The sequence below is a fragment of the Antarctobacter heliothermus genome (assembly GCF_900188425.1).
Taxonomy (GTDB): Bacteria; Pseudomonadota; Alphaproteobacteria; order Rhodobacterales; family Rhodobacteraceae; genus Antarctobacter; species Antarctobacter heliothermus.
Genome location: NZ_FZON01000013.1, coordinates 33818 through 46820, shown reverse-complemented (window position 1 = coordinate 46820; position 13003 = coordinate 33818). Strand labels below are relative to the sequence as shown.

The 13003-nt window shown below is 64.1% G+C and carries 11 protein-coding genes; 6 read left to right on the top strand and 5 right to left on the bottom strand.

Annotation, left to right across the window (positions count from 1 at the left end):
* Positions 1-61: 61 nt before the first annotated feature.
* From CHB90_RS08985 to CHB90_RS08975, 3 genes are all read right to left on the bottom strand, one after another.
* Positions 62-715 (bottom strand): hypothetical protein, encoded by a 654-nt coding sequence (locus tag CHB90_RS08985; RefSeq protein ID WP_089277534.1) that lies wholly within the window; start codon positions 713-715, stop codon positions 62-64.
* Positions 716-796: 81 nt separating this feature from the next.
* Positions 797-2203, bottom strand: a complete 1407-nt coding sequence (locus CHB90_RS08980) for a selenium-binding protein SBP56-related protein (RefSeq protein WP_089277533.1) — start codon at positions 2201-2203, stop codon at positions 797-799.
* Between the two features lie 161 nt (positions 2204-2364).
* Positions 2365-3555: a glycosyltransferase family 4 protein gene (locus CHB90_RS08975; RefSeq protein WP_089277532.1), complete on the bottom strand. Its 1191-nt coding sequence runs from the start codon at positions 3553-3555 to the stop codon at positions 2365-2367.
* Positions 3556-3766: 211 nt separating this feature from the next.
* Here CHB90_RS08975 and CHB90_RS08970 point away from each other — a divergent pair, with 211 nt between their 5' ends.
* Genes CHB90_RS08970 through CHB90_RS08960 form a run of 3 tightly spaced genes read left to right on the top strand, consistent with a single transcriptional unit; the run spans position 3767 to position 6983 of the window.
* Positions 3767-5164 carry a hypothetical protein gene (locus tag CHB90_RS08970; protein ID WP_089277531.1) on the top strand — a complete coding sequence of 466 codons (1398 nt, stop codon included), beginning with the start codon at positions 3767-3769 and terminating at the stop codon, positions 5162-5164.
* 11 nt (positions 5165-5175) lie between these two features.
* On the top strand, positions 5176-6462 hold the full coding sequence (locus tag CHB90_RS08965; protein ID WP_089277530.1) for a glycosyltransferase: 1287 nt from the start codon (positions 5176-5178) through the stop codon (positions 6460-6462).
* Positions 6459-6983, top strand: a complete 525-nt coding sequence (locus tag CHB90_RS08960) for a GNAT family N-acetyltransferase (protein WP_089277529.1) — start codon at positions 6459-6461, stop codon at positions 6981-6983. The genes CHB90_RS08965 and CHB90_RS08960 overlap by 4 nt, the downstream gene beginning before the upstream one ends.
* A 93-nt stretch (positions 6984-7076) precedes the next feature.
* Here the strand turns inward: CHB90_RS08960 and CHB90_RS08955 are convergent, their stop codons facing one another.
* Positions 7077-7565: a serine O-acetyltransferase gene (locus CHB90_RS08955; RefSeq protein WP_089277528.1), complete on the bottom strand. Its 489-nt coding sequence runs from the start codon at positions 7563-7565 to the stop codon at positions 7077-7079.
* Between the two features lie 173 nt (positions 7566-7738).
* Between CHB90_RS08955 and CHB90_RS08950 the strand changes: the two genes are divergently transcribed.
* From CHB90_RS08950 to CHB90_RS08940, 3 genes are read left to right on the top strand one after another with little or no spacing between them, the layout of a single operon-like run.
* Positions 7739-9790: an acyltransferase family protein gene (locus CHB90_RS08950; RefSeq protein ID WP_089277527.1), complete on the top strand. Its 2052-nt coding sequence runs from the start codon at positions 7739-7741 to the stop codon at positions 9788-9790.
* On the top strand, positions 9787-11340 hold the full coding sequence (locus CHB90_RS08945) for a GMC oxidoreductase (RefSeq protein ID WP_089277526.1): 1554 nt from the start codon (positions 9787-9789) through the stop codon (positions 11338-11340). Before CHB90_RS08950 ends, CHB90_RS08945 begins: the two co-directional genes overlap by 4 nt.
* Positions 11337-12101, top strand: coding sequence for an SDR family oxidoreductase (locus tag CHB90_RS08940; RefSeq protein ID WP_089277525.1), 765 nt, complete (start codon positions 11337-11339; stop codon positions 12099-12101). The genes CHB90_RS08945 and CHB90_RS08940 overlap by 4 nt, the downstream gene beginning before the upstream one ends.
* Here the strand turns inward: CHB90_RS08940 and CHB90_RS08935 are convergent, their stop codons facing one another.
* A complete protein-coding gene (locus CHB90_RS08935; protein WP_089277524.1) occupies positions 12102-12866 on the bottom strand; it encodes a WecB/TagA/CpsF family glycosyltransferase in 765 nt (254 codons plus the stop codon). It lies immediately after the preceding gene.
* Positions 12867-13003 lie beyond the last annotated feature (137 nt).

Here is a 13003-nt window from a genome sequence, read left to right as displayed (position 1 = left end):
GGCAAATAAGGGTTTGACCGGGCGGTAGCACAGGGCCGGACAAAGAACCACCCGCGCCCTTTTACAGCGCTGTCCAGACCCCAATTCCGCCGACGAGCACCAAACTGACCGCCCAGAGTAGGTCCAGATTGAACCATCCCCGGGTCAGGAACTTCAATCCGACCCAGTGGTAGATCGCCAGCGCCAGCGCGCCACCCGCCAAGGCCATGGCCGCCGTGTGCGCCAGCGCCACGCCCAGCGCGGTGCCTGCGTGCGCCGCCATCAGTTCCGTCGCGGCCACATGCCCCGCGTCCATCGCCTCCAGATCACACAGGCCAAGGTAGATCGGCACCAGCATCAACCCCGCCCCATGCGCCAGTGCCGCCAGAAAGGACCACAGCGCCAACCGACCGGGCGGCACCCGTGCCAGCATCCGGGGATGGCGCCGGTTGATCAGCAGGTAGACGCCCATCGCCATGACCAGCAGCCCCGCGCCGATGCGGATCTCTGCCTCCCAGGTCACCAGCGACACCATTGCGGTGAACGGCAGCAGGATCGCCGCCATGGCCGCAAAATGCCCCGCCGCCAACAGGCCCAGCGCCCGCCACAGCGCCACGCGCTTGCGCTCCATCAGCGCGGCGGACACTGCCAGCGGCCAGCCCATCCCGGGGTTCACCCCGTGATAGACCCCGGCCATCAGCACCGCGCCCCAGAGTGCAAGGTCGGAGGGGGTCATAGCCTATATCCCACAGAGACCCCGCCCCGGGCCTGCAGTGGTCCTGACTCGCGGCGGACCCTGGGCGGACGTCTTGTCTTCTCAAACGTTGGGATAGCAGAAACTGTCGGTCGAACAGTCGCCGCCTTCCAGCCGGATCTGGTGGCTGCGATACCCCTTGGGGAAGTCGACGCAGAATGTGTCGTCCAGCGTCAAGCCGCCGTTTTCCCCCACATGCGCCATGACCATGGCCGCCCCGCGTTCGCCGGGATAGAACTGATCGTCCCATGTGGAATACAGCGAGTTGGTCCAGTAGACGCGCTTGCCGTCGCGGCTGATCTCGACCATCTGCGGGCCGTAACCAAAGGGTTTGCCGCTGGGATGCAGGGTCTTTCGGACGATGCCGCCAATCTCGACCTTGCCCGCCAGTTTGGGGTTCATCGGGTCGCTGACATCATACTGGTGCATCTCGCCCTGCCCCCAGCACGCGACGTAGAGAAACCTGTCGTCCAGAGACAGGTCAATGTCCGTCACCAGCGCAGGCACCGCGCCGAACCCCTTCAGCAGGTCGGGCAGGTCGTCGGCATCCGCAGGCTGCGGGTCGATGGTGATGGTCTTTTTCGCCTCAAAGGTGCCATCGTCCTTTTGCCACCAGGTAAAGATCGCGCCTTGCAGATTGGTGGTGTCCACCACCACGCCACAAAAGCCGTGCTTTTTCGCCGGATCATGCGCCGGGCGGATTTCCAGCGCCATCTGATGATTGTCGCCCAGGTCGATGGTCTGGACGTTCTTGCGTTCCCGCAAGTTCCAGAAGTGGATCGAATGGCCGTACTTGTTGGACAACAGATCCTCGGCCACGATGCCGTTCTCGAACTGCGGCGGCAGCCCCCATTCCGACGACACCATGTAATCACGCGGCAGGTTCCACCAGAAATCATAGTGCTTGTCCTGCTTGCCGCGATCCATCTCATAGCGGCCAAGGATCTCGAAGGTTTCGCAATCCAGAATGAAGATGCCCGGAGGACCGTCGGTGCCATCCTTGCCACCGCCGCCCAACGTCGAGACATAGATGCCCTCTGGCCCGCAATGGATGGTGTGCGGTCGGGAATAACCGGTCTTGGCAAAGACCTCTTCGGGTTCGATGATCTTGTGGATCTTCGCCTTCAGCGGTTCCTTGACGTCGATGATATAGATGCGGCTGGATCGGATGCCGGGAATGATCAGGTAGCGGCGCTCCAGAAAGGCATGTCCGCTGAGCGGTGACAGCGACGACGAACAGGCGTTCCAGCCGAAATGGTGAAACTCATCGCCTTTGTAAGGCATCATCACGGTGTGCAGGATCTGGCCGAAGGTGTCAGAGGACGGGTCCACATCCACCACCGCCAACCCGTCGGGCTGGGAGAAGTCCGGACTCAGCATCAGGGTAAAGGCCAGCGTTTCGACAGGCGCATCCATGGCCATCTTGGGCGTTGGATGGAATGTCGGGTCGGGCTTGAAAGACTGATTCATCTTGATTTCCTCCCAATAATAATAGGTTGCCCCTTGGGGGCCAATTTCTGGAACCTTTTTTTGAGCAAAGACGGGATCAGTAGGCACGGGCGGTTCAGGTCCGTCAATAACTGACTGCGACGCTGCGTCGCAGCACGCGCAAGGCCGCCGACACGCCTGTTTCAGGCCGCCGTGACGGCCCCAAGGCCACGCTTGCGCGCCACGGCCTCTTGCAAAAGACCGGCGGTTGTCTGCCCCCAGGAATCCCAATTCAGCTGCGTTTCGAATTCCTCACGCGCGGACTGGCTGAGGCGGGCATAGGCCGCAGGGTCGTCGAGATACCCAAGAATTTTCTGCGCAAAGTCTGCCGCGTCGGCCCCCGGCGGCAGGGCATGACCCGTGATCCCGTCGCGCACCGGCACGCCCCCGACCCGCAGGCACAGCGAGGGCAACCCGTGCGCCGCCGCCTCGCAAAAGGCGAACCCATACGATTCGAACGACGGCATCACCAGGAAATGCGCCTCGGCCAGCGCGGCATTGAACAGGGTCAGATCCGCGGGCACCGCCTTGTTCAGTTGCGGATGTATGGTCACATGGGCGTTGCAGTGCATCGCGGGAGGCTGACAGCCGATCACTGTCAGCCGCGCGTCAACACCCTGCGCCCGCAGGGCCGACATCGTGTCAAACGCCTCTGGCCCGCCCTTTGCAGCCCAGTTTCGCCCGATCACCAACAGCCGGACAGGCGCGTCCCGCCGCAATGTGGGGGACGCAGGGGGCGGTGGCGTCGCGATGTTTGCCCCCCATGGCACCAGATGGTTGCGCGCCGGGTCTACGCCATAGCGCGCCGCGACCGCGTCCTTCAGCCAGACAGAGGGCCACAGCAACAGGTCGGCCTGCGCCAGCGCCGCGCGTTCGCGCCGTTCCACCCATTTGTCCAGCAAGGGCCCCAGCACAAAGACCCGCTTGTGTGCCCGGCCCACCTCTGACAGGCGATAGACGGTCTGCGTCGCGTCCGAGGTAAAGGCCGTGACCATGCCTGCAGGTGTCCGGACGCCGGCCAGCGCGTGCAGGGCATAGGCACCAAACAGCACATCATAGCCACCGCGCTGCAATTCCGCCTCAATCCCGCGTGCGATCACCCGGCGCAGCGCATACTGCGCCCGCCAGCGAGCCCGCAGGTTCAATGCCTCAGGCATCGCACGGATCAGACGCCGCACGGGTTCGGCCAGCGCCCAGGTTTGGGGCAGGATCGTGACCTCACCAGCGTGCCGTTGCAGCGCGTCATGAATCCGTGCGTTGCCACCAGAATACAGCGTCCGGTCCAGCGGAGACATGTCGCACAGATAGGCGATGCGCAGCGGTTTGCGGTTCATTTCTCCTCCCGGTTGTTCCGGTTTGTTTCGCCATGCTAGCACAACCCGCCAAAAATGCGGCTAAGCGACGACCAAAAACGGATCTTGCCGCATTACTGTGCCGTGCTGCCGATTTCATGGTTTTGCTGCATTGCAGCCGCGACTTTGCCTTTGCCGGTTGGTAGGAAAACACGAACCCGGCGCACGCGTGCGTCCCAACCGCAAAGCGACCATGCCCAACCAGATCGCCTTCCTTGCACTGGCGGCAAGCCCGATCTTCGTGGCCGTGATGTTGTCGCGGCTGTCGGTAGAGCGTGCCTTTATCTGGTCGATGATGCTGTGCTATTTGTTCCTGCCCGAACCGCCAGCCGTCTTCGATTTTCCGATGATGCCGCCGCTGGACAAGCACAACATCCCCGCACTCATGGTCTTTGCCATCCTGCTGGGACGGCGTGAGCCCAGCGGTCCGCTGCTGCCGGACTCCGTGCTGGGCAAGACCCTTGTGCTGACCTTTGTCTTTTCACCGATCATGACGGTGATCAACAACGGAGAGCCGGTTTTTTTCGGCCTCGTCGGGCTGCCTGCGCTGGGGCTAAAGGACGCTGCGGCCCTCGTGCTGGAACAATTCCTGCAGGTGCTGCCCTTTCTGCTGGCGCGCCAGCACCTGGCCACCGGCGGCGCGCAAAAGGAACTGTTGCGCGCGCTGATGATCGGCGGGCTGGTCTATACGCCGTTGATGCTGATCGAAACCCGCCTGTCACCGCAGCTCAACAACTGGGTCTACGGCTATTTCCAGCACTACTTTGCCCAGACGATCCGGTTTGGCGGCTACCGCCCCATTGTCTTTCTCTACCACGGCATCTGGGTCGCCTTTTTCCTGATGACCTCTGTCGTGTCAGCCTATGCGCTGTGGCGTTGGCACAAGGGAGAGGGGCGGCTCAAGCTGCTGGGCGTGGCGCTGTACCTGACGCTCATCCTCGTGCTGGCCAAATCGCTGGGGTCGTTGATCTTCATGGTGCTGCTGGTGCCGCTGGTCGTGCTGCTGGCCCCCCGCACACAGGTGCGCATCGCCGTGCTGATCGGCGCAATCGCCCTGGCCTATCCGCTGCTAAAGGGCGCCGATCTTGTTCCGCAGGAACAGATGCTGGAACAGGCCGCCAAGATCGACCCGGACCGCGCCGGATCGCTGCGCTTTCGCTTTCACAATGAGGACAGGCTGCTGGAGCGCGCCTATATCAAGCCGGTCTTCGGCTGGGGCAGTTGGGGGCGCAACCACATCCTTGACCCCTATAGCGGGGCCATCCTGACCGTCACCGATGGTTTTTGGATCATTTCCATCGGCACCTATGGCTGGATCGGGTTCCTGGCCCAGTTCGGAACACTGCTGTTACCGCTGGCGCTGATCTGGCGGGCGATGGGCAGCCATCGCAGCGACGCGATTTCGCCCTTTGTCGGGCCGCTGTCGCTGATTCTTGCGATCAACGTGATCGACATGATCCCCAATGCCACGCTGACGCCGCTGACATGGCTTATGGCCGGGGCGCTGACCGGCTATGCCGAAAACCTTCGTCAGGCCAGCCATGGCCATGCTACCCACACCGCCGGGGTTCGGCGACGCACGGTGATGTAGAAAGGCTGTTTATGACCCAAAGGCTTCGCGTGCTTCTGGTGGCGGATGAGTGCAATCCCGAGTGGCCGTCGCTGCCCATTGTCGGATACAAATATGCGCTGGAGATCGGCAAACTGGCGGATGTGACCGTCGCCACCCATGTGCGCAACCGCGACAACATCGAGAAATCCAACCCCGGCCTGCCCTTTGCCTATATCGACAACGAATGGATCGCCTCACCGATGTACCAGCTGGCGCGGATGATCCGCGGCGGCGATGAGGTCGGCTGGTCCACGTCGATGATCTTCAACTACCTGCCCTACCTGGCGTTTGAACGCGGCGTCTGGCGACATTTCCACAAGGAATTGACGTCGGGCGGGTTTGACATCGTACACCGCATCACGCCCATGTCGCCCACTCTGCCCAGTTGGCTGGCGCACAAGGTGCCGCAGCCCTTTGTGATTGGGCCACTGAACGGCAACCTTGACTGGCCACGCGCCTTTGCGGCCGAGCAGGCGCGCGAAAAGGAAGGGCTGCGCAAACTACGCAACGCCTACAAATACCTGCCCTACGCCCGCAGCACTTATGACAAGGCCGCCGCTGTGCTTTGCGCCTTTTCCCACACCCGCGCCGACCTGCCGAGGGTGGAGGACGCGCGCATCGTCTCCTTCCCCGAGATCGGCTTTGATCCCGCGATCTTTCATGCGGAGGGGGCTGCCCCGGCGGGGCGGCGCGGCGATGGGCGGCTGAATTTCCTCTACGCCGGGCGTCTTGTGCCCTACAAACTGCCTGAATTGCCGCTACGCGCCTTTGCGGCCTCTGACACCCTGCGCCGCCATCATCTGCACATCGCGGGCGACGGGCCGGAACGCCCAAGGATGGAGGCGCTGATTGCCGAACACGGGCTACAGGACTGCGTGACGATGCATGGCCGCAAATCGCAGGCGGAGGTCGCCGACATGATGCGCGCCTCTGACGCCTTTGTCTTTCCCTCGATCCGCGAACTGGGGGCCGGCGTGGTGATCGAGGCGATGGCCTGCGGCTGTCAGGTGATCGTGGCCAACTACGGCGCGCCGGGCGATCTGGCGGATGAAGGGCGCGGCGCACGGGTGGACTTGGCGGGGATCGACCGGATGGTCGATGGTTTCCGCCTTGAGATGGAGGCCTGCATAGAGACCCCAGCCAACGTGGCAGACACCGCCGCCCGCGCCAAAGCCTATGCCGACGGGTATTTCCCCTGGGCGCGCAAAGGTGAAAAAACGCTGGCTGTCTACGAGGCGCTGATGTCGGGCAAACCCTTGAACGGGCTGGGCTATTGACTGCGTTCACAACGGCGCGTCTGACGATTTTCCCTTGGGAACCCGTCCTGGACGACGCAGAGGCGCGTCACCTGCTGGAAACGCGTTTACATACCCTCCTGACGCCCGCCGTGCTGGAACACCTGCCGCCCGGTTTCGGCCCCGAAACGGGCCCGCAGGGCATGACCAACTGGATTTCCACACGGCGCGAAAAGGCGCAGGTCAGCCTGATCAACCGCGACTCAGACCTGATCGGCCTGCTGTTTCTCTTTTCGCCCGAAGGTGACAACCAGTGCCACCTTGGCTACCTCCTGCGTGCAGACTCCTGGGGACAGGGCTATGCCTCTGAACTGGTCCAAGGCCTCACCACCCATTTGCAACACGGCCCGCCGCAATCCCTGCACGCCGGTGTCGCCACCGATAACCCTGCATCGGCCCGTGTATTGCTAAAGGCCGGCTTCAAGGAAGACACCTCCGTCGCCAAAGACGGCATCCGCAGCTTTCGCTACGCCACGAATAATGACGCCCGATCCGAACCCTGACGCGCCCTTGCGTTTCTTCTGTCCTAAAATGTCCTGGGGGACGACCGAAGGGCGGCGGGGCGTGCATTTGGCATGCCTCCGTCGTGACGCCCCCTACCCGCCTGAGATCACCCGCGCCGGCACCCCGGCCACGGTGGCCCCCGCCGGCACGTCCCGCGTCACGACGGCGTTGGCACCGATCACCGCATGGTCGCCCACTGTCAGCGGCCCGATCAGCTTGGCGCCCGCGCCCACATCCACATGACCGCCCAGCACCACCGGACCGGCCAGCGTCACCTGATGAAAGATCATACAATTCACACCGATCCTCGCCTCTGGATGAATGATGATCCCGGTCGGATGGGTCAGCCGCAGTCCGCCACCCACCTGCGTGGTCAGGTGCAATTCGCTCTGGCACATCAGCGACCAGAACCAGTGATTCACGACCCAGTAGCGGGACAGGCCCCGGCCAAACACACCGCGCCCGCGACACGCCTGATAGCGACGCAGCGCGCGGATCATCTTCTTGCCCGGCTCCCAGAACCGCTCTATCCGCTCCCGCGACCAATCCGGCACCTGTGCCGATATGCCCGTATCCGCCATGCCCGCGCCAATGCCTGTGATCTGCCATATTCCTGCCCTGAAATGCGGTATCCTAAGCGATATGGCAACACTCTGGGCACAGAGTGCCACACAGGCAGACCGCCGGACATCTCCGGAGAACCCGGAAGGACAGACATGACGCGCCCGCGCGACGGACGAGGATACAGCCCGGCATGAGCGCACCGGCGCATAATTCGCTCCCTTACCGGGGCGACATCGACGGGCTGCGCGCTGTCGCCGTGCTGGCCGTGGTGCTGTACCATTTCGGCCTGCCGCTGCAGGGCGGGTTTGTCGGCGTCGACATCTTCTTTGTGATCTCCGGCTTTCTGATCGGCGGCATACTCTGGCGCGAATACGATGCCACGGGGCGCATCAACCTGCGGAATTTCTATATCCGCCGGTTCCGCCGTCTTGCACCTGCCTTTTTCACCATGCTGCTGGTCACAACCGCGCTGGGCTGGGTGATACTGCTGCCGTTCGAGTTTCGGGAATACGGCAAGGCGGTGATCGCCTCGACGGTCTATCTGTCGAACCTGCTGTTCTTTCGTCAGGCGGGCTATTTCGACACCGCGTCCGAGGACAAGCCACTGCTGCACACATGGTCGCTGGCGGTAGAGGAACAATTTTACATCTTCCTGCCGCTGCTGCTGATCGGGCTGGCGCGCTGGCGGTGGGGGCTGATCGGCACGCTGGTGGCGTGCTGGGCGGCCTCGCTGGTCGCCTGCGTGCTGCTGACCCCGGTGTCACATACCGCGGCGTTTTACCTGTTCCCGTTCCGCGCGTGGGAGCTGTTGTCCGGCGTGTTGCTGGCGATTTGGGGCCACACACGGGGCAGCAACTGGCGCGGCCACCCGGCGCTGTCCTCTGTGGGGATCGTCATGGTCAGCGCGTCGATCTGGTTCACACCGGCGGGGCCATTGTTCCCCGGCCTGTTGGCGCTGCCGCCCGTTCTGGGCACGCTGCTGTTGCTGTCATCCGGCACTCGCGACAACCCGGTGAACCGAATGTTGACCATGCCGTCGATGCGGTTTTTCGGGCTGATCTCTTATTCGCTCTACCTGTGGCACTGGCCCGTTTACACGCTGGCCTCTGCGCTGCGCGGGGCCATGGGCCTGCCGGAATCGCTCATCTGGATGGCCTTGTCGGTCGGGCTTGGCTGGCTGTCGTGGCGGTTTGTCGAACAACCCGTGCGCCATGCCCGACACCTGACAGGACGCGCGGTGTTTGGCGGCATGGCAGTGGCGTCGGTGGCGGCGCTGGTCGTGGGCTTTGCCCTGTTCACACGGGACGGCCTGCCGGACAGGTTTGGCCCGCAGGCGCGGGTCCACATCGCGGCCTCCGGCGATTTCCTTCAGGACTGGAGCAGGTGCCGCATCGCCGACAGCGGCCCCTTGGACGGGCTGGAGGTCTGCCCGATCGGCCCTGATGGTCCGCCCCGTCTGCTGGTCTGGGGTGACAGCCATGTGCGCGCGATGAAAGAAGGGCTGGATGTCGCCGCGCATGAGGCAGAGGTGCCCGGCCTCATTCTGTGGCGTGCCGGATGCGCGCCGCTCTTTGGCCTGCGCAAGGTCGAAAGCGCGGCAACCCCGGCGCAGGACACCGCTTGCACCCGCGCCAACAAACAGATCCGGCAGGCCCTTCCGACGTTGGACAGTCTCGACTCCGTGCTGCTGATCGGACGGTGGAGCTATTATGCGACCGGCGAGGGCGTCGGGTTAAACGCCCATGACCGGATCGCGCTGTTTCCCACCGACCGGCCCACCTCGACCGGAACGCAACAGCCGCAATTGCTGGCCAAGGCCGCGCGCGCCACGGTCGAAGAGCTGGGCCGCCATGTCGATCACGTCCATGTGCTGCGCCAACCCCCTGAAATTCCGTTGTACAACAGCCGTTTTGCCGCGCGTGAGGCGGCGCATGCCGGCCTGCCGCTTGCCGCGCCGGCCCAGATAGAATCGTCTGTTCCGGCTGCGGCCATCGTCCTGCGCGGCACCCTGTCGGATTCCCCTTGGGTGCCGCTGGCGGATGAGGGCCGCATCACGTTCCTGGACACCTGGCCATATTTCTGCGCGGACGGCCTGTGTTCCGCCGTCCAGCAGGGCCAGGGCCAGTATTTCGACAATAACCACCTGACCAACAGCGCCGCGATCCGCATCCGCCACGTCCTGCGCCCGGTCTTTGCACCGCTGCTAGCAGAGGTTTCGATGCACGGGGCCTCTGACGGATGACATCGGTCTTTGACACGCACTGGGATGCCATCGTGATCGGCGCGGGCATGGGGGGTGGCACGCTGGGCCGCGCGCTGGCCGAGGCGGGCCAAAAGGTGCTGTTCGTGGAAAAGGGCGCGCCGGGTCTGCGCAGCGAACGCAACGGCCTGACAGAGGTCTTTGTGCCAGAGGCGCGCGCCGCGCGGGGCCTGTGGCCCGATCCGCTGCATGTGTCGTTGGACGGCGTGCAAACCAGCTTTTTCGCGCCGCTGGGCAGCGGTCCGGGCGGCAGTTCGGTGTTCTACGCCGCCACGCTGGAACGCCCCGAACGGCACGATCTGGACGACCTGCCCGGTCAGCCCCATCCAACCGGCGGCTGGCCGGTGGGCTTTGACGAGATGGCCCCTTGGTACGACCGCGCCGCCAAGCAATTCCGCGTTCACGGCACGCCCGATCCGCTGTCGACCGAGGCGTCCATGCCGCTGGAGACCCCGCCGCCGCTGCATCAGGCAGAGGCCGCGCTGACCGACAGCCTGCGCAGCGCCGGATTGCACCCCTACCGCACGCATACAGGCATCGCCCATGTCGCGGATTGTGAAAATTGCCTTGGCCGGAAATGCCCACGGGTCTGCAAGATGGATGGCCGCTCTGCCGGGGTGGAACCGGCGCTGGCAACGGGCAACGCGCATCTGCTGACCGGCGCGGATGTCACCCGCCTGCATACGCAGGACAACCGCATCACCCATGCAGAGCTGCGCATCGACGGTGAGATCCGTCAGCTGCGGGCGGATCGGTTCATTCTTGCCGCTGGCGCGCTGCATTCGCCCCGCCTGCTGCTGGCCTCCGCGTCAGAGGACTGGCCCGAGGGGCTGGCCAACCGCTCTGGCCTTGTCGGGGGCAACCTGATGCTGCACGTCGACGAACGCTTTGCCCTGTGGCCGAAACGCGGCACGCCAGACAGCGGCGCGACCAAGGCGATTTCCTTTCGCGATTTCTATCACCGAGAGGATATGCGCCTAGGATCGGTGCAGGCCATGGGCATCCGCGCGTCCTATGGTGAGATGGTGCATTTTCTGAACCGCATGTTCGACCTGCGCGGGCAGCCCCGGATGCGCGCCCTGTCACGCCCCATGGCGGCGGTGGCGCAGGTGTTGCTGGGTCACGCGCATCTGTTTGTCGGGCTGATGGAGGATTTTCCTTATGCCCGGAACCGCGTGCTCTACGATCCGGCGCAGCCCGACAAACTGTCTGTCACCTACACGCTAAGCGATGAGTTGCGCACGCGCCGCCGCGCCTTTCGCAAGGCGCTGAGGCGCGGGTTACGCGGACACCGCCACATGTTCCTGTCGATGACGCCGGAATTGAATTGGGGCCATCCCTGCGGCACGCTGCGGTTTGGGCATGATCCGGCGACATCGGTCACGGATGCCAGTGGCCGGGCGCATGAACTGGCCAACCTCTGGGTGGCGGATGCCAGTTTCATGCCCACGTCGATGGGGGTGAACCCCAGCCTGACCATCGCCGCCAATGCGCTGCGAGTGGCGGACCATATCCTGAAGGACCGGACATGACGCAGATCACGCCAAAGGACGGTTTTGCCGTGGTCACCGGGGCCGGGTCCGGGCTGGGCCGCGCGCTGGCACAACAGCTTTGCACGCAAGGGTTCACCGTGGTCGGCACCGGCCGCCGGGCAGAGGTGTTGCAAGAAACCGCCGCGCTGTGCGGTGACGGGTTTGATGCGGTGCCGCTGGACGTGTCCGATTTTGACGCCGTGATCTCGGGTTTTGCAGGGATGATCCGTCGCCACGGGCCGCTGGCACTGCTGATCAACAACGCCGCCGTCTATCCCAAACGCGATGTGCTGGCGGAAACGCCGGACCGCTTTTGGCACAGCATGGCGATCAACCTTGGTGGGGTTTACGCCTGCTCTTGGGCGGCCTTGCAGGACATGGCCCCGCGTGGCGCGGGCCGTATCCTCAACGTTGCCAGCTATGCCGATATCGCCCCCCTGCCCGCCTCGGCGGCCTATTCGGTGTCCAAGGGCGCTGGGCGCATCCTGACGCGGGCGCTGATCGCCGATCTGTTTGACCGTTTCCCCGATATCGTGATCAGCGACTGGCTGCCCGGCGCGCTGGCGACCCAGATGGGCATCCCCGACGGCCTGCCCCCAGAGGTGGCCGCGCGTTGGGGTGTCAAACTGGCGCTAATGCGCGACGCGGGCCTGAACGGCACCACGTTTGAGCGTGACATGGAATTGCTGCCCCCACGCGGGCTGAAATCAAAACTGAAGGATACTCTGCTGCTGCGCCGCCCCAAGCCGCGCCGCCTGTGATCAGTCGCGCCGGTCGCTGAGCCGCAACAACAGGGCCCGCACCACCAAACCGGGCAAGGCAACGGCGCACTTGAAATAGCGACCAAACAGCCGCCTTGGGTCCAGCATCATCCGCCACAACCATTCCATCGCGATCTTGCGCACCCAGTTGGGCGCGCGCTGCTGCGTTCCGGCAAAGAAATCCAAGCCAGCCCCGATCGAGGCAAAGCCGATGTCCGGCGCGATCCTGCGCCCAGTAGCGGCAAAGCTTTCCTGCTTGGGCGCGCCCAGCGCGACAAAACACAGCCGTGCGCCAGAGGCGGAAATCCGGCGCAGCATCTCCTGCGCCTCCGGCCCGGCAGGATCAAACCCCATCGGCGGGGCGATCTGGCAGACCACATCCAGATCGCGCACCTCACGTTCCAGATACTCTGCCGCTGCCGCCAGAACCGGCGCGCTGGAGCCGAACAGCGCCACAGTGACCCCCTGCGCCGCCGCAAGACGGGCCAGCGGCAAAATCGCCTCGGACCCCGGAATTAACGCGACGGGTCGCCCCGCTAGCCGCGACAGCCAGACGATGGGATAGCCATCGGCCACAACGAAATCCTGCGCGGCATAGACCTCTCGGAAGGCATCAGAGGCGCGCAGCTTGACGATGTGATCCAGATTGATCGTGGCCAGCGCAAAGCCGCTGCGCCGGGCAAACCGTTCACGCACGCGGGCCTCCAGCACGGCCCAGGTCGGCACGTTCACGGTGATCGTATCGTCACCTATTCGAAAATCCATTTGAACACCTTGGCCCCCCGGTATGGTCTAACGTGAAAGCTGCATTTTTTCAGTGCCCTTTACAGCACACATCGCAAGTTTCGAAACAACTGGTGCCGCACTGCCGCAATTTGCCGGTCCACGTCGAATTGTAGCCA

What these genes read in the sequence shown, in the direction of transcription:
- CHB90_RS08975 (WP_089277532.1), bottom strand. Translation starts at nt 3,555, where the DNA reads ATGAACCGCAAACCGCTGCGCATCGCCTATCTGTGCGACATGTCTCCG.
- CHB90_RS08970 (WP_089277531.1), top strand. Translation starts at nt 3,767, where the DNA reads ATGCCCAACCAGATCGCCTTCCTTGCACTGGCGGCAAGCCCGATCTTC.
- CHB90_RS08985 (WP_089277534.1), bottom strand. Translation starts at nt 715, where the DNA reads ATGACCCCCTCCGACCTTGCACTCTGGGGCGCGGTGCTGATGGCCGGG.
- CHB90_RS08940 (WP_089277525.1), top strand. Translation starts at nt 11,337, where the DNA reads ATGACGCAGATCACGCCAAAGGACGGTTTTGCCGTGGTCACCGGGGCC.
- CHB90_RS08965 (WP_089277530.1), top strand. Translation starts at nt 5,176, where the DNA reads ATGACCCAAAGGCTTCGCGTGCTTCTGGTGGCGGATGAGTGCAATCCC.
- CHB90_RS08945 (WP_089277526.1), top strand. Translation starts at nt 9,787, where the DNA reads ATGACATCGGTCTTTGACACGCACTGGGATGCCATCGTGATCGGCGCG.
- CHB90_RS08950 (WP_089277527.1), top strand. Translation starts at nt 7,739, where the DNA reads ATGAGCGCACCGGCGCATAATTCGCTCCCTTACCGGGGCGACATCGAC.
- CHB90_RS08935 (WP_089277524.1), bottom strand. Translation starts at nt 12,866, where the DNA reads ATGGATTTTCGAATAGGTGACGATACGATCACCGTGAACGTGCCGACC.
- CHB90_RS08980 (WP_089277533.1), bottom strand. Translation starts at nt 2,203, where the DNA reads ATGAATCAGTCTTTCAAGCCCGACCCGACATTCCATCCAACGCCCAAG.
- CHB90_RS08955 (WP_089277528.1), bottom strand. Translation starts at nt 7,565, where the DNA reads ATGGCGGATACGGGCATATCGGCACAGGTGCCGGATTGGTCGCGGGAG.